27 protein-coding genes, 3 pseudogenes and 1 riboswitch are annotated in these 24,887 nt (G+C 68.9%); of the genes and pseudogenes, 13 read left to right on the forward strand and 17 right to left on the reverse strand.

All coding sequences use genetic code 11. The features are described 5' to 3' along the window. The 9 genes and pseudogenes from MBELCI_RS08470 to fabF all read right to left on the reverse strand — a co-directional run. The coding region (locus tag MBELCI_RS08470) for a head-tail connector protein (RefSeq protein WP_045319901.1) at positions 1–318 on the reverse strand (318 nt) is incomplete at its 3' end. Between the two features lie 64 nt (positions 319–382). Next, the gene (locus MBELCI_RS08475; protein WP_021693780.1) at positions 383–1,534 is read right to left on the reverse strand and encodes a phage major capsid protein; all 1,152 of its coding nucleotides are present in this window, start codon (positions 1,532–1,534) and stop codon (positions 383–385) included. Next, positions 1,527–2,024, reverse strand: a complete 498-nt coding sequence (locus MBELCI_RS08480) for an HK97 family phage prohead protease (protein WP_021693781.1) — start codon at positions 2,022–2,024, stop codon at positions 1,527–1,529. The genes MBELCI_RS08475 and MBELCI_RS08480 overlap by 8 nt, the downstream gene beginning before the upstream one ends. Before the next feature lie 61 nt (positions 2,025–2,085). Further along, positions 2,086–2,301, reverse strand: coding sequence for a GTA head formation protein, RCAP_rcc01685 family (locus MBELCI_RS08485; protein WP_021693782.1), 216 nt, complete (start codon positions 2,299–2,301; stop codon positions 2,086–2,088). Continuing rightward, positions 2,294–3,466, reverse strand: a complete 1,173-nt coding sequence (locus MBELCI_RS08490) for a phage portal protein (protein WP_045319889.1) — start codon at positions 3,464–3,466, stop codon at positions 2,294–2,296. The genes MBELCI_RS08485 and MBELCI_RS08490 overlap by 8 nt, the downstream gene beginning before the upstream one ends. 176 nt (positions 3,467–3,642) lie before the next feature. Continuing rightward, positions 3,643–5,028 (reverse strand): annotated as a pseudogene (locus MBELCI_RS08495) (DNA-packaging protein). Next, positions 4,931–5,305 (reverse strand): hypothetical protein, encoded by a 375-nt coding sequence (locus tag MBELCI_RS08500; protein WP_131505517.1) that lies wholly within the window; start codon positions 5,303–5,305, stop codon positions 4,931–4,933. Before MBELCI_RS08500 ends, MBELCI_RS08495 begins: the two are co-directional and overlap by 98 nt. Positions 5,306–5,446: 141 nt before the next feature. Further along, the gene (gene mltG / locus MBELCI_RS08505) at positions 5,447–6,613 is read right to left on the reverse strand and encodes an endolytic transglycosylase MltG (RefSeq protein WP_021693785.1); all 1,167 of its coding nucleotides are present in this window, start codon (positions 6,611–6,613) and stop codon (positions 5,447–5,449) included. Continuing rightward, positions 6,613–7,881 (reverse strand): beta-ketoacyl-ACP synthase II, encoded by a 1,269-nt coding sequence (fabF, locus tag MBELCI_RS08510; RefSeq protein WP_021693786.1) that lies wholly within the window; start codon positions 7,879–7,881, stop codon positions 6,613–6,615. The genes mltG and fabF overlap by 1 nt, the downstream gene beginning before the upstream one ends. Before the next feature lie 160 nt (positions 7,882–8,041). On the opposite strand from fabF, the gene MBELCI_RS08515 reads away from it, so the two are divergent. Beyond that, the gene (locus MBELCI_RS08515; RefSeq protein WP_021693787.1) at positions 8,042–8,836 is read left to right on the forward strand and encodes a PilZ domain-containing protein; all 795 of its coding nucleotides are present in this window, start codon (positions 8,042–8,044) and stop codon (positions 8,834–8,836) included. Between the two features lie 118 nt (positions 8,837–8,954). Here MBELCI_RS08515 and MBELCI_RS08520 read toward each other — a convergent pair whose 3' ends face one another. The 4 genes from MBELCI_RS08520 to MBELCI_RS08535 all read right to left on the reverse strand — a co-directional run bounded on the left by MBELCI_RS08520 (position 8,955) and on the right by MBELCI_RS08535 (position 11,827). Beyond that, positions 8,955–9,188 (reverse strand): acyl carrier protein, encoded by a 234-nt coding sequence (locus MBELCI_RS08520; RefSeq protein WP_017929475.1) that lies wholly within the window; start codon positions 9,186–9,188, stop codon positions 8,955–8,957. A 192-nt stretch (positions 9,189–9,380) separates the two neighbouring features. Then, positions 9,381–10,118 carry a 3-oxoacyl-[acyl-carrier-protein] reductase gene (gene fabG / locus MBELCI_RS08525; protein ID WP_021693788.1) on the reverse strand — a complete coding sequence of 246 codons (738 nt, stop codon included), beginning with the start codon at positions 10,116–10,118 and terminating at the stop codon, positions 9,381–9,383. Positions 10,119–10,241: 123 nt separating this feature from the next. Beyond that, positions 10,242–11,123, reverse strand: a complete 882-nt coding sequence (fabD, locus tag MBELCI_RS08530; RefSeq protein WP_021693789.1) for an ACP S-malonyltransferase — start codon at positions 11,121–11,123, stop codon at positions 10,242–10,244. A 146-nt stretch (positions 11,124–11,269) separates the two neighbouring features. Further along, on the reverse strand, positions 11,270–11,827 hold the full coding sequence (locus tag MBELCI_RS08535; protein WP_021693790.1) for a hypothetical protein: 558 nt from the start codon (positions 11,825–11,827) through the stop codon (positions 11,270–11,272). A gap of 253 nt (positions 11,828–12,080) precedes the next feature. On the opposite strand from MBELCI_RS08535, the gene rpsF reads away from it, so the two are divergent. From rpsF to rplI, 3 genes and pseudogenes are all read left to right on the forward strand, one after another. Then, positions 12,081–12,443: a 30S ribosomal protein S6 gene (rpsF, locus tag MBELCI_RS08540; protein WP_021693791.1), complete on the forward strand. Its 363-nt coding sequence runs from the start codon at positions 12,081–12,083 to the stop codon at positions 12,441–12,443. A 24-nt stretch (positions 12,444–12,467) separates the two neighbouring features. Continuing rightward, positions 12,468–12,695: a 30S ribosomal protein S18 gene (gene rpsR / locus MBELCI_RS08545; RefSeq protein ID WP_017929480.1), complete on the forward strand. Its 228-nt coding sequence runs from the start codon at positions 12,468–12,470 to the stop codon at positions 12,693–12,695. Positions 12,696–12,706: 11 nt separating this feature from the next. Then, a pseudogene (rplI, locus tag MBELCI_RS08550) lies at positions 12,707–13,290 on the forward strand (50S ribosomal protein L9). Between the two features lie 155 nt (positions 13,291–13,445). Here rplI and MBELCI_RS08555 read toward each other — a convergent pair. After that, on the reverse strand, positions 13,446–14,351 hold the full coding sequence (locus MBELCI_RS08555) for a LysR family transcriptional regulator (RefSeq protein WP_021693793.1): 906 nt from the start codon (positions 14,349–14,351) through the stop codon (positions 13,446–13,448). 163 nt (positions 14,352–14,514) lie between these two features. After that, entirely contained in the window at positions 14,515–15,591 is a 1,077-nt protein-coding gene (locus MBELCI_RS08560) for an alcohol dehydrogenase family protein (protein WP_021693794.1), read from the reverse strand. An 83-nt stretch (positions 15,592–15,674) separates the two neighbouring features. Here MBELCI_RS08560 and MBELCI_RS08565 point away from each other — a divergent pair, with 83 nt between their 5' ends. Continuing rightward, positions 15,675–16,184: a TetR/AcrR family transcriptional regulator gene (locus MBELCI_RS08565; protein ID WP_021693795.1), complete on the forward strand. Its 510-nt coding sequence runs from the start codon at positions 15,675–15,677 to the stop codon at positions 16,182–16,184. A gap of 59 nt (positions 16,185–16,243) precedes the next feature. Here the strand turns inward: MBELCI_RS08565 and MBELCI_RS08570 are convergent, their stop codons facing one another. Continuing rightward, on the reverse strand, positions 16,244–16,810 hold the full coding sequence (locus tag MBELCI_RS08570; protein ID WP_021693796.1) for a sugar O-acetyltransferase: 567 nt from the start codon (positions 16,808–16,810) through the stop codon (positions 16,244–16,246). Between the two features lie 168 nt (positions 16,811–16,978). Here MBELCI_RS08570 and MBELCI_RS08575 point away from each other — a divergent pair. Continuing rightward, positions 16,979–18,933 (forward strand): annotated as a pseudogene (locus MBELCI_RS08575) (bifunctional 2',3'-cyclic-nucleotide 2'-phosphodiesterase/3'-nucleotidase). Positions 18,934–18,975: 42 nt separating this feature from the next. Here MBELCI_RS08575 and MBELCI_RS08580 read toward each other — a convergent pair. Further along, positions 18,976–19,710, reverse strand: coding sequence for a Hint domain-containing protein (locus tag MBELCI_RS08580; RefSeq protein WP_052512696.1), 735 nt, complete (start codon positions 19,708–19,710; stop codon positions 18,976–18,978). Between the two features lie 463 nt (positions 19,711–20,173). After that, positions 20,174–20,277: riboswitch (guanidine-I (ykkC/yxkD leader) on the forward strand. Positions 20,278–20,364: 87 nt separating this feature from the next. Here MBELCI_RS08580 and MBELCI_RS21560 point away from each other — a divergent pair. From MBELCI_RS21560 to MBELCI_RS20995, 7 genes are read left to right on the forward strand one after another with little or no spacing between them, the layout of a single operon-like run. Then, the gene (locus tag MBELCI_RS21560) at positions 20,365–20,679 is read left to right on the forward strand and encodes a type 2 periplasmic-binding domain-containing protein (protein WP_021693800.1); all 315 of its coding nucleotides are present in this window, start codon (positions 20,365–20,367) and stop codon (positions 20,677–20,679) included. Positions 20,680–20,714: 35 nt separating this feature from the next. Next, positions 20,715–21,425: a type 2 periplasmic-binding domain-containing protein gene (locus MBELCI_RS08585; RefSeq protein ID WP_235047599.1), complete on the forward strand. Its 711-nt coding sequence runs from the start codon at positions 20,715–20,717 to the stop codon at positions 21,423–21,425. A 4-nt stretch (positions 21,426–21,429) separates the two neighbouring features. Further along, the gene (locus tag MBELCI_RS08590) at positions 21,430–22,242 is read left to right on the forward strand and encodes an ABC transporter permease (RefSeq protein WP_021693802.1); all 813 of its coding nucleotides are present in this window, start codon (positions 21,430–21,432) and stop codon (positions 22,240–22,242) included. Then, positions 22,239–23,006 carry an ATP-binding cassette domain-containing protein gene (locus tag MBELCI_RS08595; RefSeq protein WP_021693803.1) on the forward strand — a complete coding sequence of 256 codons (768 nt, stop codon included), beginning with the start codon at positions 22,239–22,241 and terminating at the stop codon, positions 23,004–23,006. Before MBELCI_RS08590 ends, MBELCI_RS08595 begins: the two co-directional genes overlap by 4 nt. After that, on the forward strand, positions 22,987–24,231 hold the full coding sequence (locus MBELCI_RS08600) for an agmatinase family protein (RefSeq protein WP_021693804.1): 1,245 nt from the start codon (positions 22,987–22,989) through the stop codon (positions 24,229–24,231). Before MBELCI_RS08595 ends, MBELCI_RS08600 begins: the two co-directional genes overlap by 20 nt. Further along, on the forward strand, positions 24,221–24,670 hold the full coding sequence (locus MBELCI_RS08605; protein WP_045319892.1) for a hypothetical protein: 450 nt from the start codon (positions 24,221–24,223) through the stop codon (positions 24,668–24,670). The genes MBELCI_RS08600 and MBELCI_RS08605 overlap by 11 nt, the downstream gene beginning before the upstream one ends. Beyond that, positions 24,667–24,843 (forward strand): hypothetical protein, encoded by a 177-nt coding sequence (locus tag MBELCI_RS20995; RefSeq protein WP_021693806.1) that lies wholly within the window; start codon positions 24,667–24,669, stop codon positions 24,841–24,843. The genes MBELCI_RS08605 and MBELCI_RS20995 overlap by 4 nt, the downstream gene beginning before the upstream one ends. Positions 24,844–24,887: the final 44 nt, after the last annotated feature.

The following is a 24,887-nucleotide window of genomic DNA, read 5'->3' on the forward strand; positions in this document are numbered from 1 at the left end:
GCGCCAGCCGCCCCGCGCCTGCGGCGCACCACGCCCTGCGCGTCCTCCATGTCGAGCCCGTGACGGCGCGCAGAGCGCGACCGGCAGCGGCTGGCGGCACGCGTCGCGCCAGCGGGTCAGCTCGAGCGCGAAGCCGCGCGCGAGCAGCACCTTGCCGGTGCGGGCCTCGATCGCCGCGATGGCGGCGCGCAGGAACCCGGCGAGGCCCGTGTCCTGCAGCCCGGTCTCGGCAAAGCCGGTGCCCAGCCGCAGATGCGCGCGAAGCCCCTCGACCGGCAGCGATGTCTCGGGCACGACGCCCGTTTCGATCAGTCTCATCACCCGTCCTTTCGACGTCACGGCAACAGCGCCGGGCCACCCGGCAGGGCGGCCCGGCCCGGCATCAGGCGATGCCGAACTTCAGAAGCTTGATCGCCGCGAAGTCGCTCACCGCGCCGCCGACACGCTTGGTCGCGTAGAAAAGGACATGCGGCTTGGCCGAGAAGGGATCGCGCAGCACCCGCAGGTCGGGACGCTCGGCGATGGTGTAGCCCGCCTCGAAATTGCCGAAGGCCAGCGCGCAGGCGTCGCTTGCGATGTCGGGCATGTCCTCGGCGATCAGCACCGGGTAGCCCAGGAGCCGCGCCGGTTCGCCCGCCGAGAGGCCGTCGGACCACAAGAACCGGCCATCGGCGTCCTTGAGCTTGCGCAGGGCGCCCGCGGTGCGCGAGTTCATCACGAAGCTCGCCCCCGCGCGGTAGGGCGCGCCGAGACGGTAGACCAGATCGATCACCGCGTCGGCGGGGTTGGTCGCATCGAAACCGCCATCGGTGCCGGTCGCGACATAGCCCAGGCTGCCCCAGCTCCAGCCGTCATCATCCGTCCGCGGGTAGCTCAGGATGCCGGTCGGTTTGTCGATGCCGTCGCCCGACACGAAAGCGGCTGCCTCCGAGCGCGCGAAGGTGTCGGCGATGCGCCCCGCGAGCCAGCCCTCGATATCGAAGGCGCTGTCGTCCAGGAGCCGCTGGCTCGCCTTGGGCAGCGCCGACAACTCGTGCAGCGGGATGCTGATCCGGTCGATCTGCGGCGTGCCGGTCTCGGTCCGGGACGCCGCCTCGCCCGACCAGCCGGCGCCGGGCTCGCCATGGTCGATCAGCACGTCGTAGGAGCCTGCATCGACCGCCACCACGGAGGCGATGGCGCGCAGCGAGGCGGTCGCACCCAGCACGCCGCGCACGCGCTCGGCGGTCTGCGGATCGACGAGATAGCCGCCATCGGCGGCGACGGTCGTGCTCATCGCCTTGCCTTCGAGGTCGAGGCCGCGCAGCCCGTCATCCTCGCCCGTGCGCAGATAGGCGCCGAAGGCGGTGCGGTGCGGCTGGCCTTCGGCCTTGGCTTCGAGAGCGGGGCGCGCGGCGAGCGCGGTCTTGCGGTCCAGTCTGGTCATCCGATCGTCCTGTGCCTTGAGTTTCGTGCGGATCTCGGCCGAAAAGCGGCCAAGCTCGTCCATCAGCCCGCCGATCTCGCGGCCAAGCTCGTTGTCGTCGTCACGCATCGCGTTCTTCCCCTTCGCCCCTGAGCAGGCAGCGCGCCGCCCGCACCTTTGCCGCCAGCGCGTCCTCGTGCTTGGCGCTCACGCGCGCCTCGCGCAGCATCGGGAAGGTCACCAGCGACACCTCCCAAAGCTCCAGCTCGTCGAGCCTGCGGCCCGCACCGTCCTTCCTCGCGCGTCGGGTGCGGTAGCCGATCGACAGACCGTCGATCGCTCCGGCGGCGACCAGCGCCGCCGCCTCGCGACCCTGCGCCACCTCCATGAGAATCCGGCCCTTGACCCAGAGGCCGGTGCCGTCCTCGCGCACCTCGTCCCAGACGCCGATGGGCCGCACGGGATCGTGCTGCCACAGCATCCGCACCCGCCCGCCGCAGCCTTCGAGCCGCTTGAGCGAGGCGGCGTAGGCCCCGGGCTCCACCACGTCGCCGCCCTGATCGGGCCTGCCGAAGAACGAGGCGTAGCCCGAGATCACCGCGCCCTCCCCGATCTCCAATGGCCCGGCGCCTCTGTGCCGCCCGCGCAGAACTTGCGTTCCAGCTCCATCATCCTCTCCCTCACAGCCCCACGATCTGTTGCGCCGCCTGCGCGCCGATGGCGGCGACGACGCCGTAGACGGCGAGCCAGAGCCTGCGCTCCAGCCGCTCCATCACCGCTTCGATCCGCTCCAGCGTCGCGGCCACCTGCGCGAATTGCAGCGCCACCAGCCGCTCATGCGCCTCGATCCTGAGGCCCGGCGCGCAGGCGAAGCGGTGCTCGCGCAGATCATCCATCGGAGCCGACCTCGTGCGCCGGAAGGCCCAGCAGCGCGCGCTTTTCCGCATCGGTCAGGAAAAGCGCCTCCGAGACCCGCCGCCACTGCCCGTCGCGCTCGGCGGCCAAGGCGGGCACCTGATCGAGATCGACCCGAAGCTCGAACCGCGCCTCGGAGACATCCGACAGCCATTCGGCCAGCGCACCTGCGATGCGCGACATCAAGGGCAGCACGGTCAGGCGGTAGAAGGCGCGGTTCGCCTCCTGGTAATTGGCGTAGGTGGCGTCGCCCGGTATCCCGAGGATCATCGGCGGCACCCCGAAGGCCACCGCGATCTCGCGCGCCGCCGCCTCCTTGGTCTTCTGGAACTCCATGTCCGAGGGCGAAAAGCCCATCGGCTTCCAGTCGAGCCCGCCTTCGAGCAGCATCGGGCGTCCGGCGTTGCGCGCGCCCTGGTGCTGGCTCTCCATCTCCTCGACCAGCCGGTCGTATTGATCGGGCGTCAGCCCCGCCTGCCCGTCGGCGCCGCGATAGACGATCGCGCCCGAGGGACGCGCGGCGTTGTCGAGAAGCGCCTTGGACCAGGCCGAGGCGGCGTTGTGCACGTCGATCGCCGTGGCGGCGGCCGAAAGCGCCGAGAGGCCGTAATGGTCGTCCTGCGGGTGAAAGCTCTTGATGTGGCAGATCGGGGAGACGGCCTCGCTCACGGCGAAACGGTGCTTGCGGCCGCCCACGGCATAGTCATAGGCCACCGGCCAGCCATCCGGCCCCGGCACCAGCGACACCCGGTCCGAGCGCAGCACATGAAGCTCGAACGGCAGGCCGCCGTCGCCCACCGCCTCGACATAGCCATTGCCGGTCAGAAGGATCTGTCCGACCAGCGCCTCGATCAGCTCGGCCCGGCCCTGTCCGGGGTTGGGCCGCGCCAGAAGCGCCAATGCGGGGTGTTCGTCATAGCGGCGTCCGCGATCCTGCAGCATCAGGGGCAGCGCCGCCGCCGCCTCTGAGATGAGCCGCACCGCGCGGAACCCCACCGGGTTGCCGACAAAGCCCGCGCGAGTGAGCGAGACCGTGTCCCGCGCGCTCCACGCCGGTCGTCCCGCGCCGGGCCATGCGAGGCACCGCCCCGCCGCCGAGGCCTTGGCCTCGGGCGCCCCCTTGTCGCGCTTGAAGAACTCGAACATCGCCGCCCCCCGCTGGTCGTCACTGCGTCTTGGCGAGGAGAATGACAGCGCCGGGTTGGGAAACCGGGAACGGGGCGCGCGGTGGTCGGGGGGCTGCGCAACACCCCGGCGTCGGAGGGGCCGCCGCCCCCGCCGCCGCGCGGCCCCCCGCGAGTATTTGCAGAGTGAAGTGCGGCCTAGAGCGTCCTGAACCGGGGCCTGCGCCACGCCTGCGCGGGCGCGATCAACAGCTCGTGCAGGGCCCAGACGAGGGCGTCCGCGCGGTCGGGCGAGCCCGCGCCCAGAAAACCGCGCGCCGTCATTTGCGCCAACTGATCCTCGAGCGCGCCGAGGCCGCGCAAATGGTGCACGCGCCCCTGCTCGTAGAGGGCCGCCACCGGCTCGGCCCGAAGCCCCTTGGACCGCCCGGCATGCAGCGCCTTGAACGGCACCATGGGATCGACCTGCCGCACCACCGTCTCGACCAGTGCGCCGCCCTGGTTCACCTCGGCGACCATGCGCTCGGCCCCGTGCCGGACCATCGCGGCGCAGGCGGCCCGGGCCCAGTCGAGCGGCGAGGCCGCCTCGACCGTCGCATCCTCGATCACATAGGCCCGCCAGTCCTGCGGCGGGCCCTGCATCACCGCCCCCGCCACCACGATGCCGCCAGGCGTCCGAGGCGGCGTGGCCGCTCACCGACGGGTCGACCGCGACGACGATCCGGTCGAGATCGGGCGCGCTGTCGGTCAGGCAGGCCGCGAGCATTTCGGCGGTCCAGAGCGCGCCTTCGGCATCGGCCAGCAGCACGCCTTCGAGCTCCTGGCGCCCCTGCCGCGTGCCGGCGTAGCGGCGCTGCATCTCGTCGAGGAACCCGCGCGCGAGATTGGCGGCGTTGGCCTGCGTGGCCGCGTGGGTGACCACCGTGCTGTCGGCGGCCAGCAGGTCGCGCAGCACCGGCGCATTGCGCGGCGTCGTCGTCACGCAGGCGCGCGGATCGCCCAGGCGCAGCCCGAATTGCAGCATATCCCACGCCTCGGCCCCGCGCTTCCACTTGGCCAGCTCGTCGGCCCATGCCGCGTCGAATTGCGGGCCGCGCAGCGCCTCGTAATCATGCGCCGAGAAGATCTGCGCCACGGCGCCGTTGGACCATGTCAGCATCCGCCGCGTCGCGCTCCAGACCGGTCTGCGGTCGGGCGGCGAACAGGCCATGATGCCGCTTTCGCCGAACACCATGACCTCGCGCGCCTGATCGAGCGTCTCGCCCACCAAGGCCACGCGCCGCGCCCGGCCCGCGTCACCGGGGCGCGCGCCTCGACCTGCGCGCGCACCCATTCGGCCCCGGCGCGGGTCTTGCCCGCGCCGCGCCCGCCGAGGATCACCCATGTGCGCCAGTCGCCCTTGGGCGCAAGTTGATGCGGCAGCGCCCAGAGGTCGAAGAGCCATGGCAGCGCCGCCAGCTCCGCCGCGTCCAGACCATCGAGGAACTCAGCCCTCGCGGCAGCAGGCGCGCAGGCGATCCAGCCGGCAACCGATCCGCCGCCGGGCGTCGTCGATGTCGATCTCTCCGGCCACGAGACCGCCATCCTGTCGCTTGAGCCAGTCATTGAACTTCCTCTCCACCTCGAACGCCCCCTTAAGAGCGCTCTCCAGATCGTTGATCTTCTTTTGCAATTCCTTCGGCTCTGCGGCCTCATCGCGGACATCTTCCAGAAGATCCGCCAAGGTGGAGCGCACCGAAGACAACAGCCCCCAAGCGTCCTGCCACTCCTTGCGCCGCGCCGCATCGTCCGGCGCCGAGGCGCTGGTCGTTTCATCCATGCTCATGCCTGTCTGTTGTTGTCGCAGCCGGAGAGCGGACACGAAAAAGGCGGCCCCGGATTGCTCCGGTGCCGCCTTGCCAAACTCTCTCAGCCTGCCTTTGACTTTACGTCAGACCGTCCTGAAAGTCAATGATGCCGATCTTAGGAATGCCGCGCAAGCGTCCGTTCCGTTTACGAAAAATCAATTCTGGGCGGCTGCGCGCTCGGCCTCGATCTTGCGCCATACGGCGACGTTGCTGTTATGCTCGGCCAGCGTCTCGGCAAAGGCGTGGCCGCCCGTGCCGTCGGCCACGAAGAACACGTAGTCGGTCGTCGCCGGGTTCAGCGCCGCCTCGATCGCCGCGCGGCCGGGGTTGGCGATGGGTGTCGGCGGCAGGCCGTTGATGACATAGGTGTTCCATGGCGTCTCGGCGCGCAGCTCGCTCTGGCGCAGACCGCGGCCCAACACGCCCTCGCCCTCGGTAATGCCATAGATCACCGTCGGGTCGGTCTGAAGCCGCATGCCTTGGCGCAGGCGGTTGACGAAGACGCTCGCCACCTGTGGGCGCTCGGCGCCGACACCGGTTTCCTTCTCGACGATAGAGGCGAGGATCAGCGCCTCCTCGGGAGTCTCGAGCGGAAGATCGCCGGCCCGGTTCTCCCAAGCCTCGGCGAGGATCGCGGCCTGCGCCGCGGCCATCCGGTCGAGCACCGCCCCGACCTGCGTGCCCGGCGCGATCTCGTAACTGTCGGGCGCGAGGCTGCCCTCGGCCGGGATCTCCTCGACATCGCCCTCGAGCGTGTCGAGCGCGTTGAGCGCGTTGACCACCTGCCACGAGGTCACGCCCTCGGCCATGGAGATGCGGTAGCGCGTGTCGGCCCGCGCGCGCATGGACTGGTATTCGGCCGGGATTTTGACGCTCTCGGCGGTGGGGTCGAACTCGGCCAGCTCGGTATAGTTCGAGGTCGCGGGGTCGAGCTCGCGCACCTCGGCCAGCACCGCGTTGACGCCGATCTTGTAGAGGATCTCGGTGCCGCAGGTCGAAGCGCCGCCGCGTGTCACGATATCGACGATGCGCGACATCGAGGACCGCTCGGGGATCAGGTGGCTGCCGGCCTTGAGCTGCCCGGCCTTCTCGGAATATTCGGCCCCGATGCGGAACACCGAAGCCGAGCCGATCGCGCCCTGTTCTTCGAGCCGGGCGCTGACGCTGCGCATGTTGGTGCCCGGCTCGACCCGCAGGCAGATCGCCGCCTCGAGCGGCCCCTCGTCCGAATACGCGTTGACCCCCCAGGCGATGACGCCCGCCGCCCCCGCGAGGCCGACGATCAGGAAGGTGATGGTGTTCGAGGCGAGGTGACGCCACATCAGGAGGCGACCTTTCCGAAGAGCACGCTCGCATTGGTGCCGCCAAAGCCGAAGCTGTTGGACAGCGCGATGTCGATCTTGCGCTCGCGTTTGGCGTTGGGGGCGAGATCGACGGTGGTTTCGACCGCGAGATCGTCGAGGTTGATCGTCGGCGGCGCGACCTGATCGCGGATCGCGAGGATGCAGAAGATCGCCTCGATCGCGCCCGCCGCCCCGAGAAGGTGGCCGGTCATCGACTTGGTCGAGGACATGGTGACGTTCGACACCGCGTCGCCCATCAGCCGCTCCACCGCGCCAAGTTCGATCGTGTCGGCCATGGTCGAGGTGCCATGCGCGTTGATGTAGTCGATCCGAGCGGGATCGATGCCCGCATCCTTGATCGCCATGCGCATCGCCCGCTCGCCGCCTTCGCCGCCCTCGGCGGGGGCGGTGATGTGGTAGGCGTCGCCCGACAGGCCATAGCCCAGCACCTCGGCATAGATCTTGGCGCCCCGGGCCTTGGCGTGCTCGTATTCCTCGAGCACGACGATGCCCGCGCCCTCGCCCATGACGAAGCCGTCGCGGTCGGCGTCATAGGGGCGGCTCGCCGCCTGCGGGTTGTCGCGCCGCTTGGTCGAGAGCGCCTTGCAGGCGTTGAAGCCGGCGATGCCGATCTCGGAGATCGCAGCCTCGGCGCCGCCCGCGACCATCACGTCGGCCGAGCCGTATTTGATGAGACGCGCCGCGTCGCCGATGGCGTGCGCGCCGGTCGAGCAGGCGGTGACGACCGAATGGTTCGGCCCCTTGAAGCCGTAGCGGATCGAGACCTGACCCGAGATCAGGTTGATCAGCGCGCCGGGGATAAAGAAGGGCGAGACGCGGCGCGGGCCCTTGTCGCGGATGAGCAGCGCCGTCTCGGCGATCGAGTTCAGACCGCCGATGCCCGAACCGATCATCACGCCGGTGCGCTCGCGCTCGTCCTCGGTCTGCGGGGTCCAGCCGCTGTCCTCGACCGCCTGCTGCGCCGCCGCGATGCCGAACAGGATGAAGTCGTCGACCTTCCGCTGGTCCTTGGGCTCCATGTATTCATCTGGATCGAAGCGGATCGCCGGATCGACGCCCTCGCCCTGCGGCACCTCGCAGGCATAATTCGTGGCAAGGTGGGTCGCGTCGAAGCGGGTGATGGTGCCTGCCCCGGATTTTCCGGCCAGGATCGCGTCCCAGCTCGGCTCGACCTTGTCGGCCAGCGGCGTCACAAGCCCCAGCCCCGTCACGACAACTCGCCGCATCTGACCATCCTCTTCGCAATAACTCGCGCCCTGATACCGCAGGGCTTCGCGCGGGAGCAAGAGCACGGGGGCCCCGAATCGCCGGTTGGTGCCATACCGGGCGAGTTAACGCGGATTTCAGCTTCGTCGGAGCATAGCTGGAGAGGTAAGGAGATCCGCCATGCGCCTGTGGTTTGTGCCGATGTTGATCGTGATGACCGGGCCGCTGCGGGCCGATCCGGCCTGCGAAGCGGTGGAGACGCTCGGGCGTCTCGCGACCTCGGTCATGGCGGCCGATATCGGCGGGGCTGAGCGCGAGTTGCGCCGCATCAAGAGCGACGGCGTGATGTGGGACCTGTCGGGCCATCCGCTTGCCATCCATCGTCGCGACATCGGGGCGTCCCTCTCGCTTGCCACCAGGGCGGTGGAGACGGCGCGGATGCGGGGCCGCGCCGGGGCGGCGGCCGTGCTTTCGACCGAGGACGCGCGCGCGACCGCGGGACGGTTGGCCACGCTGGTGTCGCGCCATGCCTGCGGGCCGGTCGTGACGTCCGGGGCGCGTGGCGATGTCCGGATGGGGGCACTGGCCGGGATCAGCCTGTCCCGGATCGCCGGGGTCGGGGCCGGTGTGATGGGGGCCTGCACGGTGCTGATGCTGGCCGCGCATGTCATCGGCGTCAGGGGGGGCCGGAACCGGCGACGTGTGCCGCGTCACGCGGTGGACCTGCCCGCCCGGCTTCGCAGCGGCACCGCCGAGACCGGGACGCGCCTGATCGACATCAGCCGCCATGGCGCGAAGCTACGCCTCGGGCCCGAGTTCGAGCCCGCGGGTCTCAAGGGGGTGACGATCGTGCTGGGCGACCGGCGCATTGGCGCCACGGTGCAATGGCGCGACCGGCATCATGTCGGGGTGCAATTCCTGAAATCGCTGCCCGACGAGGTCGTGACGCCAATCCTGACCATGTCCGAGACCTGAGCGGGGCGCGGCCCCCTCCGGCTGTGGCGGTTCACGGCGCGAGAATGGGGCCGAAACGAAAACGGCACCCCGAAGGGTGCCGTCTCCTGCCAGGGCCCGAGGGCCGAGGCGATGTCGGTTACTGCGCTTCCTTGATGAAGCGGACCGCGTCGCCGAAAGTCTGGATGGTCTCGGCGGCGTCGTCGGGGATCTCGATCCCGAACTCTTCCTCGAAGGCCATGACCAGCTCGACGGTGTCGAGGCTGTCGGCACCCAGATCGTCGATGAACGAGGCGTTCTCGACGACCTTGTCCTCTTCGACACCCAGATGCTCAACAACGATCTTGCGCACGCGGTCGGCGACGTCGCTCATAACAATTCCTCACGTCTTTCCGGCCCCTTCGGGCCTTTTTGTCTTGCCCCTAGGGGCATTCTCATGCCCGAGCGGGCCGCTCACCGACAGGGGCCGAAACGGACCTCCGCCGGAAAATCTCGTCGTCCTTTAGCAGAGTTTCGGGGCCGCGCAAACGCTTTGTGGCACGGCGCGGGCCCTTGAAATTCCGGCTCAGAGCATCGCCATGCCGCCATTGACGTGCAGCGTGGCGCCGGTGACATAGCCCGCCTCGGGGCTTGCCAGATAGAGAACCGCCGCGGCGATCTCGTCGGCCTCGCCCATGCGACCGGCGGGGATCTGGTTCAGGATGCCCGACTTCTGATCGTCGTTGAGCTTGTCGGTCATCGCCGTGGCGATGAAGCCCGGTGCCACGCAGTTCACGGTGATGCCGCGGCTCGCCACTTCGTAGGCGATGGATTTCGACATGCCGACCATGCCTGCCTTGGCGGCGGCGTAGTTGGCCTGACCGGGGTTGCCGGTCGAGCCGACGATCGAGGAGATGTTGATGATCCGGCCCCAGCGCGCCTTCATCATCGGACGCACCACGCCCTTGCACAGCCGCATCGTCGAGGTGAGGTTCACCTCGAGCACCTGCGCCCAATCCTCTTCGGACATGCGCATGAACAGGTTGTCGCGGGTGATCCCGGCGTTGTTGACGAGGATGTCGAGCCCACCCATCGCCTCGACCGCCTGTTTGGGCAGGGCGTTGACGGCCTCGGCATCACCGAGGTTGCATGGCAGCACATGGGCGCGGTCGCCCAAGGCAGTCGCCAGCTCCTCGAGCGGCGCGGTGCGCGTGCCCGACAGGCCCACCGTGGCCCCCGCGCCATGCAGGGCGGTGGCGATGGCGCCGCCGATGCCGCCAGAGGCCCCGGTCACGAGGGCGCATTTTCCGGTCAGATCGAACATGTGTGGTCTCCTGAAACTTCGCTTGGTCACGGGTCTAGCAGCAAGGCCGGACCCGGACCACATCCCGCGCGCCAGGGATCGGGCGCGGGGGATGCGTATTTGAGAGTGAAGCGACCCCGGCGCTCAGCCCTTGGCCGCCGCCACGTCCTCCGGCGTGCCGATGGCACGGGTCTCGGCCCCCTTGGCGATGCGGCGGATCATGCCCGACAGCGCCTTGCCCGCGCCGATCTCCCAGAATTCGGTGACGCCCTCGCGGGCCATGAACTCCACGCTTTCGCGCCAGCGCACCGCGCCGGTCACCTGATCGACCAGCAGCGAGCGGATCAGCGCCGGGTCGCAGACCGCCTCGGCGCGCACATTGGCGACCAGCGGCACGGCGGGCTCGCGGATATCGACGCCTTCCAGCGCCTCGGCCATCGCACGGGCGGCGGGCGCCATCAGGGCGCAGTGAAACGGTGCGCTGACCGGCAGCAGGATCGCGCGCTTGGCGCCCTTGGCCTTGGCGATGTCGAGTGCACGCTCGACCGCGGCGCGGCTGCCCGAGATCACCACTTGGGAGGGATCGTTGTCGTTAGCGGCCTGACAGGTTTCGCCCTGCGCGGCCTCTTCGGCCACTTCGCGGGCCCCGGCGAGATCGAGACCCAGAAGGGCCGCCATCGCGCCCTCGCCCACTGGAACGGCGGCCTGCATCGCCTCGCCGCGTAGGCGCAGGAGCCGCGCGGTGTCGTCGAGCCGCAGCGCGCCCGCGGCGCAGAGCGCCGAGTATTCACCCAAGGAATGGCCCGCGACGAAGCCCGCGTCCGAGACGGTGATGCCTTCGGATTTCAGCGCCGCCATCGCGGCGATCGAGGTCGCCATCAGGGCGGGCTGCGCGTTGCGGGTGAGGGTCAGGGTCTCGATGTCGCCCTCGAAGATCAGCGCGCTGAGCTTCTCGCCCAAGGCCGCGTCGACCTCGTCGAACACCGCGCGCGCCGACGGATAGGCCTCGGCCAGCGCGCGGCCCATGCCGATGGTCTGCGACCCCTGCCCCGGAAAACGAATGCGCGCATGGCCCTGCTCCCTTGTGATGCGGTGCGTCGGCCCCTCGCATAACGGCTCGGCCCGGGCACGACAAGAAAGCGTCGGATCTCGCGGGCGGGCGCGCCGATGCGTCAGGCGCAGGCGCGGCGGCGGAACAGCGGCACACCGGGACGGGCCGGCAGACCCAGATCGCATTCGATGCGCCGCGCCAGCGTGGACATCGCGTGCAGCTCGCCCTGCGCCACCCGCACCGACAGGTTCTCGCCCGACAGGCGCAGCTCGGCCCGCAGCCGCATCCGCCGCGCGTCGCAATGGTCGCGGATCTCGGTGGCGCGGAATTCGTCGAAGCGCCAGGTCGCGACCTGTTCGATCCGCCCGTTCGGACGGCGCAGCACTTGCCGCAGCAACCGGTCCTCGGTGTCGAAATGCAGCTCGCTGCGGCTGCCGCGCCCGGCATAGCAGATCAGCCCGCCGCCGAGGATCACCGCCATGACCAGTCGCGCCAAAAGCGAGCCGTCGAGCGGCGCGCCCAAGGGCGACAGCCAGATCGCCCCCGCCGCCGCGGTGGCGCCGAGCGCGAAGGCCCAGACCGCAAAGAGCGCCGTCACCGCGAGCCTGCGGCAGCGGCGGCCGCATCCCAGCACCAGGGGGGCGGCATCGAGACGGGGGTTCGGGGCGGTTGCGCTCACGAAAGGCTCTCCGGACCTATGCTATCGGACAGGTCGATCCTTGGGTGCGATCGGGGCGCGAATATGTCGCGATGCGGGCGCGGGCGGGTCGATGTCGCGGTTTTCGCCGCCCCGCTTGCGCCGACCCGCATGATCTGTATAAGGCCGCATCCTTCCGCGCTTTCGCATGAACCGCGCAGACTCTCGTGAACGGGGAGCGGAAGGTCACGGCCCCGTTCTATGAAATGCGCTCGGAAACCGAACTGGAGTTCACATGCCGCTTTACGAGCATGTCTTCATCGCGCGTCAGGACCTGTCCAACGCGCAGGCCGAAAGCCTTGTCGAGCACTTCTCGACCGTCCTCGCCGACAATGGCGGCAAGGTGCTCGAGAACGAGTACTGGGGCGTCAAGACGATGGCCTACAAGATCAACAAGAACCGCAAGGGCCACTATGCCTTCCTGCGCTCGGACGCCCCGTCGCCCGCCGTGCAGGAAATGGAGCGCCTGATGCGCCTGCATGACGACGTGATGCGCGTCCTGACCATCAAGGTCGACGCCCACGAAGAGGGCCCCTCGGTCCAGATGCAGAAGCGCGAAGAGCGCAGCGAGCGTGGCGAACGCCGCGAGCGTCGCTGATCGCCCTCAGGAAAGGATAGCATAATGGCCACCAAACCGTTTTTCCGCCGCCGCAAGACCGACCCGTTCGAGGGCGAGAACGCGCCGAAGATCGACTACAAGGACACGCGTCTGCTGCAGCGCTACATTTCCGAGCGCGGCAAGATCGTACCCTCGCGCATCACCGCCGTCGGCTCCAAGAACCAGCGCAAGCTCGCCCAGGCGATCAAGCGCGCGCGGTTCCTGGCGCTGCTGCCCTACGCCGTGAAATAAGGAGACCGGACATGGACGTGATCCTCCTGCAACGTGTGGCCAAGCTTGGCCAGATGGGCGAAATCGTGAAGGTCAAGGACGCTACGCCCGTAACTTCCTTCTGCCCCAGGGCAAGGCGCTCCGCGCGAACGAGGCCAACAAGGCCCGTTTCGAGGACCAGAAGGCCCAGCTCGAGACCCAGAACCTCGAGTCCAAGAAAGAAGCCGAAGCGATGGCCGGGAAGCTCGACGGACAGCAGTTCGTCGTGATCCGCTCGGCCTCGGACGGCGGCGCGCTCTACGGCTCGGTCACCACCCGTGACATCGCCGAATCCGCCACCGCCGAAGGCTTCACCGTCGACCGCAAGCAGGTCGTGCTACGCGGCCCGATCAAGGATCTCGGCATCCACGACGTCTCCGTCGTGCTGCACCCCGAGGTCGAGGCGACGATCGAGATCAACGTCGCCCGTTCGAACGAGGAAGCCGAGCTTCAGGCGTCGGGCAAGTCGATCCAGGACCTCGCCGCGGAAGAAGAAGCCGCAGCCGAGTTCGAGATCCAGGGCCTGTTCGACGACATCGGCGGCGCCGCCAATGACGAGGACGGCGACGACAACTGAGCCTTAGGCTCTGCCATCACGCGCCTGATCAGGGCCGCATCCCCGGATGCGGCCCTTTTTCGTGTCTGGCGGAATTCATTCTTACCGGTTGAAGCCTCAGGCGGCCTTGCCGGATGATGGTGGCCCTGCGCGGTCGGCTCGGCAAACCCGGAGGCCTACCCCCTCCAGCCCGCGCGATCGGCCAGATGACGGATCAGGAAATCCATGAAGATCCGCGTCTTGGGGGTCAGCACGTTGGTTCGCGGATAGACCAGCCAGAGCACCGAGCGGTCGTTCATCTTCCACTCTGGCAGAACCCGGACCAGCCGACCCCCCGCGATTTCGTGCGCGACGTTCCAAAGGGAGTTCATCGACACTCCGGCGCCCGCGAGGGTCGCCTCGCGCTGCGCGTCGCCATCATCGACGATGGTGCGGCAGATCATGCGCGCGGGGTCCAGTCGCGCCGTTTCTCCTGCGGCGTTCACCAGCTCGCGCGGTTCGAGATTGCTCCACGCGATGAGCTGGTGACCATCAAGTGCGGATGGGCTGCCCGGGGTGCCCTGTGCGTCGAGATAGGCCGGCGACGCGCACAGGACGCGGGCATCATCGGCGAGCTTGCGCCCCTTCAGGCTGCTGTCGCTCAGCGGCCCGCTGCGCAGCGCGAGATCAAAGCTCCCCTCGATCGCGTCGAAGCGCGTGTCCGACAGGCGCAGATCAAGGGTGAGGTCGGGATAGGCCTCGTGGAAGAGAGGCAGCAGCGGCATGACATGCAACTGCGCGAAGCTGCTCGGTGCGGCGAAGCGCAGCGTGCCCTTCGGCCCCGCCTCGGTCCCCCCGAGCGCCGCCCGGCCCGCATCGGCCTGGGCGAGAATCTCGCGCGCGTAGGGCAGGAAATCCGAGCCCTCCAGCGACAGCGACACCTTGCGGGTGGTGCGGCGCAGAAGCTCGACGCCAAGCTCCTGCTCCAGCTTGGCGAGGCGCGCGCTTGCCACGGCGGGGGCGAGGCCCAACTCGCGCCCCGCGGCGGAGATGTTGAGCCGTTCGGCCGCCATCACGAAGAGACGCAGGTTGTCGGTGTCCATGAGCACGCTTGGTTGCGAAAGGTGAGCGCGCATTGCGAGAGGTTTTCGAGGGGTTTGCAAGGGATATGTCCGGCTCTCGCGACGGAAGACGCCGCCCGGCATTTCGGTGCCGGACGGCGTCGGGATCGCCGGGGCCGCCCTTGAAGGCGGGGCCCCTAGAGTCTCAGGCTCCGTCGGAAATCTCGATCCCGATCTTGCCCATGTGCGATTTGCCCAAGAACGCCTCCTGCGCCGCCCGCAGCTCGTGCAGCGGGTGGGTTTGCGAGACCACGGGCCGGATTTCGCCCGCCTCGATGTAGCGCACGAGATCGGCGAAGACGCGCGGGTCCTGCCGCGTGCTGCCGATCAGCGTCAGGTCCTTGAGGTAGAGCGTGCGCAGGTCGAGCTCGACGATCGGCCCGGCGATGGCCCCCGAGGTCACGTAGCGCCCCCCGATCGCCAGCGCGTCGAGCGGCCCCGGCCAGCGCGGACCGCCCACTAGATCGAGCACCACGTCGAAGGCGCTTTCGGGAAACGCGTCGTCGCGGCCGAGCGTGGCATCGGCCCCGAGCGCCGTCAGCGCGTCCCTCTTGGCCGGGCTGGTCATGGCCGTGACATGCGCACCGCGCCGCTTGGCAAGCTGCACCGCCGCCGAGCCGACGCCGCCCGAGGCCCCGGTGATCAGCACCCGCTCCGCGCCGAGGCCCGCGCGCTGGATCATTCCCTCGGCCGTCGAGAAGGCGCAGGGAAAGGTGGCAAGCTCCACATCCGAAAGCGGGCTGTCGATCCGCACCGCGTTCTCGGCGCCGATGGTGGTGTATTCCGCGAAACCGCCATCACGCTCCGAGCCGAAGGTCACGAGCGCGTCCGCGTCGCCGCCCTCGGGCCGGTACATCGGGCGCACCAGAACCCGCTCGCCCTCGCGCGTGGGGTCCACGCCCTCGCCCATCGCCACGATCCTGCCGCAGCAATCGGCGCCCTGAATGCGCGGAAAGCTCAGCGCGCCGGACCAGCCGCCATCGGCGTCAGAGGCCCCGTCATAGCCCTCGGCCGCGGCCGACCCCGTATCGCCGCGCACCGACTTGGAATACCAGCCCGTGCGGGTGTTGACGTCGGTGTTGTTCACCGCCGCGGCGCCGACCCGGATCAGCACCTCTCCCGCGCCCGGTCGGGGCACCGGCACATCCTCTCGCCATTCGAGCCTGTCGAGCCCGCCATGGCCCGTCAGGACGACCGCCTTCATCGTGTCGGGGAGTTTCATCGCCGATTTCCTCGCATGTAGAATGGTTGCTCTACTTGCGTAGGTAGAGGGATCGCTCTACATCGTCAAGCATGACGGAGATGATGACCAAGATCGCCGAAGGGCTCGAATGCGCCTTCGCCAGCCGCGGCTTTGCCGAGCCGAGCGTCGAGGACCTTCGCGACGCCGCCGGGGTGAGCTTGCGCACGCTCTACAAATACGCGCCCTCGCGCGCCGACATGGTGCTGGCCGCGCTCGAACATCGGCACAGGCGATACCTTGCCCATGTCTTCGACGATCTGCCGCAGGAGTCCGGGGCGTCGCTCGATGCCATCGTGACCCGCGTGGGGAGATGGATGGAGACCGAGGCGGCGCATGGCTGCCTGTTCCACGCCGCCGTCGCGGCCGAACCGGGCAGCGCGCGGCTGCGCGCACTGCTTGAGCGTCACAAGGCCGAAGTCGCGGCCCGCGCCGGTGCGGCGACCGGGCTTGGCGGGTCCGAGACCGCGCTTCTGGTGATCCTCGAAGGGCTGACGCAGACATGGTCGCTGCGCGGCGACGACGCGGTCGAGGCGGCGAGGCGTCTGGCCCATGCGCTGCGGGCCACGTCCTAGCCGGGAGAGGTGCTGGCGGTGGTGCCGGTCCGCCGCGCGCCGATCAGCGACAGCCCCACTCAAGCGTCGTCCGCGGATCGTTTCAACACGCGCGCGGGGTTGCCGCCGACCGTCGTTCCCGCCGCCACGTCGCGCGTCACTACCGCGCCCGCGCCGATGATCGCGTCATCGCCCACCGTGACGCCCGGCATCAACAGCGCCCCGCCGCCGATCCAGACATTCGCACCGATGCGGATGGGCTGCCCGAACTCCAGCCCGTCGCGCCGCGCCTCGGCCCCCCTCGGGTGGTCCGGCGTCAGGATCTGCACCCCCGGGCCGATCTGCGTGAGATCGCCGATCGCGATCTCGACCACGTCCAGCAGCACGCAGTTGAAGTTCACGAACACACCCGCCCCGAGCCGGATGTTCATGCCGTAGTCGCAATGGAACGGCGGTCGGATCACCGCGCCCTCGCCCACCTCGGCCATGATCTCGGCGAGCTTGGCGTGCCGCTCGGCCGTCGGCGCCACCGACATGGCGTTGTACTCGGCCATCCAGCGCTTGGCCCGCCATGCAAGCGCCTGAAGCTCCGGATCGCCCGCGCGGTAAAGCTCGCCCTCGAGCATCTTGTCCTTTTCGGATCGCATCCCGTCCTCCCCGTTGCGCGGCCAGAACAGCACCCCGTCCCGCGCGCGTCCAGCGGCTTTCCGTCACGGCAGGGGGCGAAAAGTCATTCCCCCGTCGCACGAAGCGGCTAACCTCGCGGCCATGCGACAAGGGGGCGTCCGATCCCCGACATCTTCAGGGAGACGATCATGACACTGATCCTGAACCGCCGCGGTTTTCTTGCCGGAGGCTCGGCCATGCTGGCGCTGCACCCCTTTTCCGTGAGGGCCCAAGGCGGACAGGCGCATCTGCGCATCATGGAAACCACGGACATCCACGTCCACGTCTATCCGTACGACTATTACGCCGACAAGGAGATCGACACCGTCGGTCTCGCCCGCACCGCCTCGCTGATCGAGGACATCCGCGCCGAGGCCACCAACTCGGTGCTGCTCGACAATGGCGATTTCCTGCAGGGCAACCCGATGGGCGATTACATCGCCTATGAGCGCGGCATGCCCGAAGGCGCGATGCACCCGGTGATCGAGGCGATGAACACGCTTGGCTTCGATGCCTCGACGCTGGGCAATCACGAGTTCAACTACGGGCTGGAGTTCCTGATGAACTCGGTCTCGGGCGCGGCCTTCCCGATCGTCTCGGCCAACGTGGTGACGAAGATGGGCGCCACCCCGGCCGAGGACGAGACCCTCGTGCCGCCCTATGTGATCCTCGACCGCGAGGTCACCGACGGCGCGGGCAAGACGCATGCCATCCGCATCGGCGTCATCGGTTTCGTGCCGCCGCAGATCATGAACTGGGATCGCAAGCATCTCGAAGGCAAGGTCGAGGCGCGCGACATCGTGCGCGCGGCGCAGGCCCATGTGCCCCGGATCCGCGAGGAAGGCGCCGACATCGTGATCGCGCTGTCGCATAGCGGCATCGGCGCGGTGGAGCACGAGGAGGGCATGGAGAACGCCGCCATCCCGCTCGCGGGGGTCGAGGGGATCGACGTGATCCTGACCGGGCACAGCCACCTCGTCTTTCCGGGCCCCGATTACGAGGGGCGCGAGGGCGTCGATGTCGCGGCGGGCACCATCAACGGCAAGCCCGGCGTCATGGCGGGCTTCTGGGGCAGCCATATGGGGCTGATCGACCTGATGCTCGAGCGTGACGGCGATAGCTGGCGCGTCGGCGAGGCGCAGGTCGAGGCGCGCCCGATCTACGAGCGCGGCGAGGACCGCGCGATCACCGCGCTGGTCGAGAGCGAAGAGGCGGTGCTGGAGTCGGTCGCGCAGGAGCATCAGGAGACGCTCGACTACGTGCGCCGCGCCGTGGGCAAGACCGACGCGCCGCTGCACAGCTACTTCGCGCTGGTGGCCGACGACCCCTCGGTGCAGATCGTCTCGAACGCCCAGACATGGTATATCGAGCAGATGCTCGCGGGGACCGAGCATGAGGGGCTGCCGATCCTCTCTGCGGCGGCGCCCTTCAAGGCGGGCGGCCGCGGCGGGCCGGAATACTATACCGACGTGCGACCGGCGACGTGGCGATCAAGAACGTAGCCGACCTCTATCTCTATCCCAACACGGTGCGCGCGGTGCGCGTGACCGGGGCCGAGGTCAAGGACTGGCTCGAGCGTTCGGCGGGGATGTTCAACCGGATCGAACCCGGCCGCGAGGATCAGGTCCTTCTGAACGACGAATTCCCCTCCTACAATTTCGACGTGATCGACGGGGTGAGCTACCGCATCGACCTCGGCATGCCCGCCAGGTTCGACCGCGACGGCAACGTCGTCTCGGACGGGGGCCGGATCAAGGATCTGACCTTCGAGGGCCAGCCGATCGACCCCGAACAGGAGTTCATCATCGCCACCAACAACTACCGCGCCACCGGCGGCGGGTCGTTCCCCGGTGCCGACGGCTCCACGGTGGTGTTCGAGGGGCCCGATACCAACCGCGACGTGATCGTGCGCTACATCGTGGAGCAGGGCACGATCAGCCCCTCGGCGGACGCCAATTGGAGCTTCGTGCCGATGGACGGGACCACGGTGCTGTTCGACACCGGCCCGCGCGCGGCGGAGTATCTCAACGACGTGAAGGGCGTGCAGATCGCGCCCGCGGGCGACGGGCCCGACGGCTTCGCCCGCTTCGTGATCCGGCTCTGAAAAGAACGGCGCGGCGCGGGATCGCCCGCGCCGCGTCCCCGATCAGGCGAAGAGCGCGCGCGCCTCGTGCGCGCGCAGCGTCGGGCGGGCCGCGGGGCCCCAGCTGTCGGGCATGCTCCGCAGCCCCGGACAGGCGTCGAGCAGCCGGGCGCGCGACGGCCCGTCGAGGCCGATGATGCCGCGCAGACCGGGCAGGAAGCTTTCGGTCTCGGCGCCTTCGGCGGTGACGATCTCGTGGGCGTCGAAAAGCAGGTGCACATAGGTGACCTCGCCGCCCTCCTCGATCGTCACGTCGCGCCCGTCGACGAGGTGGCGCGCGGCGACCAGCACTTCGTTTTCGCCGAACAGGAGTTGGGCGCGGTAACCCTCGAACAGCACCCGGTGCCGCGGCGAGACCAGCAGGTCGCGCTCAAGCCCGTGCAGCACACCGGGCCGCAGCCGGATCGGGGCGCAGGCCCCCGTGGCCGCGGCGCGGCGGCTGCCCGTCCAGCGCAATGGTTGCGGTCCGTGATCGCGCGTCAGCACCAAGTCGCCCAAAACCAGATCCTCCACCCGGCGCGGCCCGAAAGGCGTGGCGATGCGGGTGCCGGCGACAAAACAGATCACCTGCTCGGTCTGGCTGAAGCGCGCGCCCGTGACGTTGTCCATCGACGCAGATGCCGGTTTCCCACCTGCCCCATCGGTCGTGCCGGATGCCGCGGGCCCGGCGGTCGACCGATCCTGCATGCCGTCGCCCGCGCCCCCGAACGAGGCGCTGTCGCTGCGCGCGCCCTTCATGGTGTCGCTCTCTCGCGGTCGCGGCGAAACCGGCGAGGATGTTGCCCCTGCCGATGATCGACGCGGCCATGGTATCGCTCTTGCAGGCCGGAAAAGAGAAAGGTCGACATATGCGCCCCCGCCGCGGATCTCGGAGAGACAAGACCGCGACATTGCGGGCTTGATGTGACCAAATCGGGCCAAAGAAGAGCCCGGTGCATCCACCGCATGGTGTTGCATGGTGTTACCCGGCGATCCGGGTCCATTTCGCGCCACGAGAGTGGACCATCCGGACCAGACCCCCGCGACACGTGGCATCGGCATCCGGATCGCCGGGCATCGTTCCCACCCCGGTCGCACAACCGGTGCCTCATTCGACGGCGATGGCGGCCCTTTAGCGATGAAATAGGGGGCAGATGCCGGTTTTGCGCGCGGGCGTGCTGCCGCCGCGTTGCGCGGCGCGCACCGACGCGGCAGCCTGAACCTGCAGGGTGCTTAGGGTTCCGCCTCACCGAGGGTCTGGTCCGAGAAGCGCCGCCGCGGTGGCAAATTCCACCCGGTACACGGCGGGACAAAATCCCGGGAGACTACTGCACAGGTCCGCCCGTGCCGTCTCTTCCGTCCCGCCAGCGGCCGACCTGTTTCTTGCCTCCGGGGACGCAGCAGGAGACCGACATGTTCAAGGCCACCGTTTTCGCGACCCTCGTCGCCAGCACGGCCCTCGCCACGCAGGCGACGGCGCAGCAGAAGGATACGTTCCGCGTCGCGTGGTCGATCTATGTCGGCTGGATGCCATGGGGCTATCTCGAAGAGAGCGGCATCATGGACGAATGGGCCGAAAAATACGGCATCGACGTCGAGATCGTGCAGATCAACGACTATGTCGAGAGCATCAACCAATACGCCGCCGGCGCCTTCGACGGGGTCAGCGTCACCAACATGGATGCGCTGTCGATCCCGGCGGGCGGCGCGTCGACACCACCGCCCTGATCGTCGGCGATTATTCGAACGGCAACGACGCGCTGATCGTGAAGGGCGATCTGGGCATCGCCGACCTGGCGGACAAGACGGTGAACCTCGTCGAACTGTCGGTCTCGCATTACCTCTTGGCGCGCGCGCTCGACGGCGCGGGGCTGTCGGAGGCCGATCTGAGCGGCGTGGTCAACACCTCCGACGCCGACATGATCGCCGCCTTCTCGGCGCCCGAGGTCGAGGCGGTGGTGACGTGGAACCCGCTGGTCTCGTCGATCCTCGAAGACCCGCAGGCGAAGGCCGTCTTCACCAGCGCCGACATCCCCGGCGAGATCATCGACCTGATGGTCGTGAACACCGACACGCTGGCGGCGAACCCCGATTTCGGCAAGGCGCTCGTCGGGGCGTGGTACGAGGTCTTGGCGCTCATCGCCGACGAAGGCCCCGAGGGCGTGGCCGCGCGCGAGGCGATGGCCGAGGCGTCGGGCACCGATCTGGCGGGCTTCGAGGCACAGCTCGCCTCGACCGAGATGTTCACCGATCCCGCCGCCGCCGTGGCCTTCGCCTCGGACCCCGCCCTGCCCGGCACCATGACCGGCGTGGCCGAGTTCCTTTACGACAAGGGCATTCTCGGCACCGGCGCGCCCAGCGCGGATTTCGTGGGCATCGAGTACCCCTCGGGCGATGTGGTCGGAAACCCGGACAACGTGACGCTGCGCTTCGACGCCAGCTACATGGCGATGGCCGCCGAGGGCGCGCTTTGATCCGATGCGGGTGATCAATCGACATCCCGGACCGGCGCTGCGGCTGGCGCTGGCGCTGGCGCCCTTCGCGCTGGTGCTCTTGGCCTATGCCGTGGCCTCGGACCTGCGGCTCGCGGTCAACCCCGCCGACAAGCTGCTGCCAGCGCCGTCCACGATCCTCGACACGGCGGCGGGGCTCTTTACCGAAGGCGACCGCCGCACCGGGCGCATCCTGCTGTGGCACGACACGTGGTCGAGCCTGCTGCGGCTCATCTCCGGCGTCGGCATCGCCACCGCCATCGGTCTTGCCACGGGCCTTTGCATCGGTCTCGTGCCGCATCTGCGGGCGGGGCTCGCGGGCTTCGTCGGCGTCGCCTCGATGGTGCCGCCGCTGGCGCTCCTGCCGATCCTGTTCATCGTCTTCGGTCTCGGAGAGCTGTCGAAGATCATGCTTATCGTGATCGGCATCACCCCGGTGCTGATCCGCGACCTGAGCCAGCGCGTGCTCGACATCCCGCGCGAACAGATCGTCAAGGCGCAGACGCTCGGCGCCTCGTCCATGGTGATCGCGCTGCGGGTGGCGCTGCCGCAGATCCTGCCGCGCGTGATCGGGGCCGTGCGCCTCGGCCTCGGTCCGGCATGGCTGTTTCTCATCGCCGCCGAGGCGATCGCCGCCGATCAGGGCCTCGGCTACCGGATCTTTCTGGTGCGGCGCTATCTCGCGATGGACGTGATCCTGACCTATGTCGCGTGGATCACGCTGCTGGCTTTCGTGATGGATTGGGGCCTGCGCGCACTGTCGCGCCGCGCTTTCCCGTGGATGGAGGCCGGGCTATGAGCTTTGTCACCGCGCATGACATCTTCCACGCCTACGGACACCGCCCGATCCTCGAACGGGTCAACCTGTCGGTGGCGGAGGGCGAGTTCATCTCGATCGTCGGCGCCTCGGGCTGCGGCAAGTCGACCTTCCTGCGGCTGCTCCTGGCCGAGGAGCGGCCCGACCGGGGCGTCATCTCGATCGACGGCGCGCCCCCCGCGCGCGAGCCGGACCGGGCGCGCGGCGTGGTGTTCCAGCGCTATTCGGTGTTCCCGCATCTGACGCTGGAGGGCAATCTCGTCGCCGCCGAGGGGCTCGGCACCCGCTGGGGCCGGCTGCACGGCGCGGCGCGGCGCGCGGCGCGCGAGCGGGCCCGCGCGACGCTGGAGCGGATCGGTCTGGCGCATGCGGCTGCGGCCTACCCCTCGACGCTGTCGGGCGGCATGCAGCAGCGCCTTGCCATCGCGCAGGCGCTCACCGCGCGGCCGCGCATCCTGCTGCTCGACGAACCCTTCGGCGCGCTCGATCCCGGCACCCGGGTCGCGATGCACGACTTCCTGCAGGAGATGCGCGCCGAGACCGGCATGACCGTCTTCATGGTCACCCACGACATCCAGGAAGGCTTCAAGCTCGGCGACCGGGTCGTCGTCTTCGACAAGCCCCGCTGGGATCCGCAATTCCCCGACGCCTACGGGGCGACCATCACCTACGACTTCGATGCCCGCCATGGCGGCATCCCGTTCCAGACCCTCAAGGAGGATACACGTGTTCTGCAATCCGCATGACCTGTCCCGGTCGCACCACCCCGCCGACCGGTCCCTGCCGAAGGCGCGTGGCCATCACCCGGACCTGACCCGGCTTCAGGGCTGGCAGGCGATGCGCGGCGAGGCCAAGCTACCCAACCGCCGCGCCGAGGAAGAGCGCGCCTGGGCGCTGCGCATGGGTCTCACCGGGGCCGACAGCATCGAGGACAAGTCGATCCCGACCTTCGCGCGCGGGGAGCTGCCGCATTATGCGGGCATCAACACCTTTCTCAAGGCGCCCTACACCGAGGACGTGCTGGAGGTCGGCAACTACGACGCCACCGTGCTCGGCATCCCCTTCGACGGCGGCACCACCTACCGCGCCGGCACCCGCTTCGGACCGCAGGGCGTGCGCAAGATCTCGGCGCTCTACACGCCCTACAACTACGAACTCGCCGTCGACCTGCGCGAGCAGATGACGCTGTGCGACGCGGGCGACGTGTTCACCATCCCCGCCAACATCGAGAAGAGCTTCGACCAGATCAGCCGCGCGGTGAGCCACGTGGCTTCCTCGGGGAGCCTGCCGATCATGATCGGCGGCGACCATTCGATCGGCTTTCCCTGCCTGCGCGGCATCGCGCAATGCACCTCCAAGAAGATCGGCATCATCCATTTCGACCGCCACGCCGACATCCAGGAAAAGGATCTCGACGAGCGGATGCACACCACGCCGTGGTTCCACGCCACCAACATGCCCAACGTCTCGGCCAAGAACCTCGTGCAGATCGGCATCGGCGGCTGGCAGGTCCCGCGCGAGGCGGTGCAGGTCGCGCGCGAGCGCGAGACCAACATCATCACCATGTCCGATTTCGAGCGGATGGGCGTCGACAAGACCGTCGAGATGGCGCTGGAGTTGGCGTGGGACGGGGTGGACATGGTGTACCTCTCCTTCGACATCGACAGCATCGATTGCGGCTTCGTGCCGGGCACCGGCTGGCCCGAGCCGGGCGGCTTCCTGCCGCGCGAGGCGCTGGCGCTGGTCTCCAAGGTCGCGGCGGCGGGGATCTGCGGCATGGAACTGGTCGAGGTCTCGCCACCCTACGACACTTCGGACATCACCGCCCTGATGGGCACGCGGGTGATCGTCGACGTGCTGGGCTCGATGGTGTCGGCGGGCACGCTGGGCGCGCATAAGCGGCACATGGACAAGCCGGTGCAGATCCCGCATGGCGAGTTCAGCGGCAAGAGGTGGTCCAATGCCTCATGATCACCACCACCACGATCACCCGCATCCCGGCCCCGGCCCCGGCCACAACCATGCCCATGGCGGCGAGGCGTTCCACAGCCATCTCGCGCCCGAGGACACGGCAGCGGATTTGCAGGTGCTGGCGACCCAGTTCATCGACGGCTTCGTGCAGGCCCGCGACAAGGCCGCCTACCTGCGGCTCGCGGGCGTGCCCTTCGAGCGTCCGGGCGCGGGCGGCAGCACCGCTCTCAAACTCGTGGACGTGGAGCTCAGGACCGAATGGCAGGTCGGCACCGCCGCGCCCTCCTTCGGCAGCGCCGAGCTGAGTTACCTGCCCTTTCCCGGCCCCATGGTGACCGAACGCACCAACATGTCGCTGGTCTATGTGTCGATGCGCGAAAAGAGCCTGCTCGACATCCGCGACTTTCTTTCCGATCGCAAACAGGAGTTCGACCGATGAAATACCTGATCCCCGCAGGCGCGCTGGCCGCTCTGGTCGCGGCACTGCCCGCGCAGGCCCATACCGGCGGGGCCGCGCCGCATCTGAACCCCCACGGGTTCGAGACCGTGCTGGCGGCCATGGCGCTCTGCGCGCTGGCGGCCGTCATGGCGTATCGCCGCAAGGGCGCCTGAGACAGACGACATCGGCCACCGCCCCGGAGGCGGTGGCCGATCGT

The organism is Limimaricola cinnabarinus LL-001, from assembly GCF_000466965.1.
GTDB classification, from domain to species: domain Bacteria; phylum Pseudomonadota; class Alphaproteobacteria; order Rhodobacterales; family Rhodobacteraceae; genus Limimaricola; species Limimaricola cinnabarinus.

Bases quoted from the DNA above. Each gene is read 5' to 3' on its own strand.
- MBELCI_RS08485 (WP_021693782.1), bottom strand. From the start codon at position 2,301: ATGGATGATCTGCGCGAGCACCGCTTCGCCTGCGCGCCGGGCCTCAGG.
- MBELCI_RS08570 (WP_021693796.1), bottom strand. From the start codon at position 16,810: ATGCGATCCGAAAAGGACAAGATGCTCGAGGGCGAGCTTTACCGCGCG.
- rpsF (WP_021693791.1), top strand. From the start codon at position 12,081: ATGCCGCTTTACGAGCATGTCTTCATCGCGCGTCAGGACCTGTCCAAC.
- MBELCI_RS08490 (WP_045319889.1), bottom strand. From the start codon at position 3,466: ATGTTCGAGTTCTTCAAGCGCGACAAGGGGGCGCCCGAGGCCAAGGCC.
- MBELCI_RS08605 (WP_045319892.1), top strand. From the start codon at position 24,221: ATGCCTCATGATCACCACCACCACGATCACCCGCATCCCGGCCCCGGC.
- MBELCI_RS08595 (WP_021693803.1), top strand. From the start codon at position 22,239: ATGAGCTTTGTCACCGCGCATGACATCTTCCACGCCTACGGACACCGC.
- MBELCI_RS08555 (WP_021693793.1), bottom strand. From the start codon at position 14,351: ATGGACACCGACAACCTGCGTCTCTTCGTGATGGCGGCCGAACGGCTC.
- fabF (WP_021693786.1), bottom strand. From the start codon at position 7,881: ATGCGGCGAGTTGTCGTGACGGGGCTGGGGCTTGTGACGCCGCTGGCC.
- MBELCI_RS08515 (WP_021693787.1), top strand. From the start codon at position 8,042: ATGCGCCTGTGGTTTGTGCCGATGTTGATCGTGATGACCGGGCCGCTG.
- MBELCI_RS08560 (WP_021693794.1), bottom strand. From the start codon at position 15,591: ATGAAACTCCCCGACACGATGAAGGCGGTCGTCCTGACGGGCCATGGC.
- MBELCI_RS08580 (WP_052512696.1), bottom strand. From the start codon at position 19,710: ATGAAGGGCGCGCGCAGCGACAGCGCCTCGTTCGGGGGCGCGGGCGAC.
- rpsR (WP_017929480.1), top strand. From the start codon at position 12,468: ATGGCCACCAAACCGTTTTTCCGCCGCCGCAAGACCGACCCGTTCGAG.
- MBELCI_RS08475 (WP_021693780.1), bottom strand. From the start codon at position 1,534: ATGCGTGACGACGACAACGAGCTTGGCCGCGAGATCGGCGGGCTGATG.
- MBELCI_RS21560 (WP_021693800.1), top strand. From the start codon at position 20,365: ATGTTCAAGGCCACCGTTTTCGCGACCCTCGTCGCCAGCACGGCCCTC.
- MBELCI_RS20995 (WP_021693806.1), top strand. From the start codon at position 24,667: ATGAAATACCTGATCCCCGCAGGCGCGCTGGCCGCTCTGGTCGCGGCA.
- MBELCI_RS08520 (WP_017929475.1), bottom strand. From the start codon at position 9,188: ATGAGCGACGTCGCCGACCGCGTGCGCAAGATCGTTGTTGAGCATCTG.
- fabD (WP_021693789.1), bottom strand. From the start codon at position 11,123: ATGGGCCGCGCGCTGGCCGAGGCCTATCCGTCGGCGCGCGCGGTGTTC.
- mltG (WP_021693785.1), bottom strand. From the start codon at position 6,613: ATGTGGCGTCACCTCGCCTCGAACACCATCACCTTCCTGATCGTCGGC.
- MBELCI_RS08590 (WP_021693802.1), top strand. From the start codon at position 21,430: ATGCGGGTGATCAATCGACATCCCGGACCGGCGCTGCGGCTGGCGCTG.
- MBELCI_RS08565 (WP_021693795.1), top strand. From the start codon at position 15,675: ATGACCAAGATCGCCGAAGGGCTCGAATGCGCCTTCGCCAGCCGCGGC.
- fabG (WP_021693788.1), bottom strand. From the start codon at position 10,118: ATGTTCGATCTGACCGGAAAATGCGCCCTCGTGACCGGGGCCTCTGGC.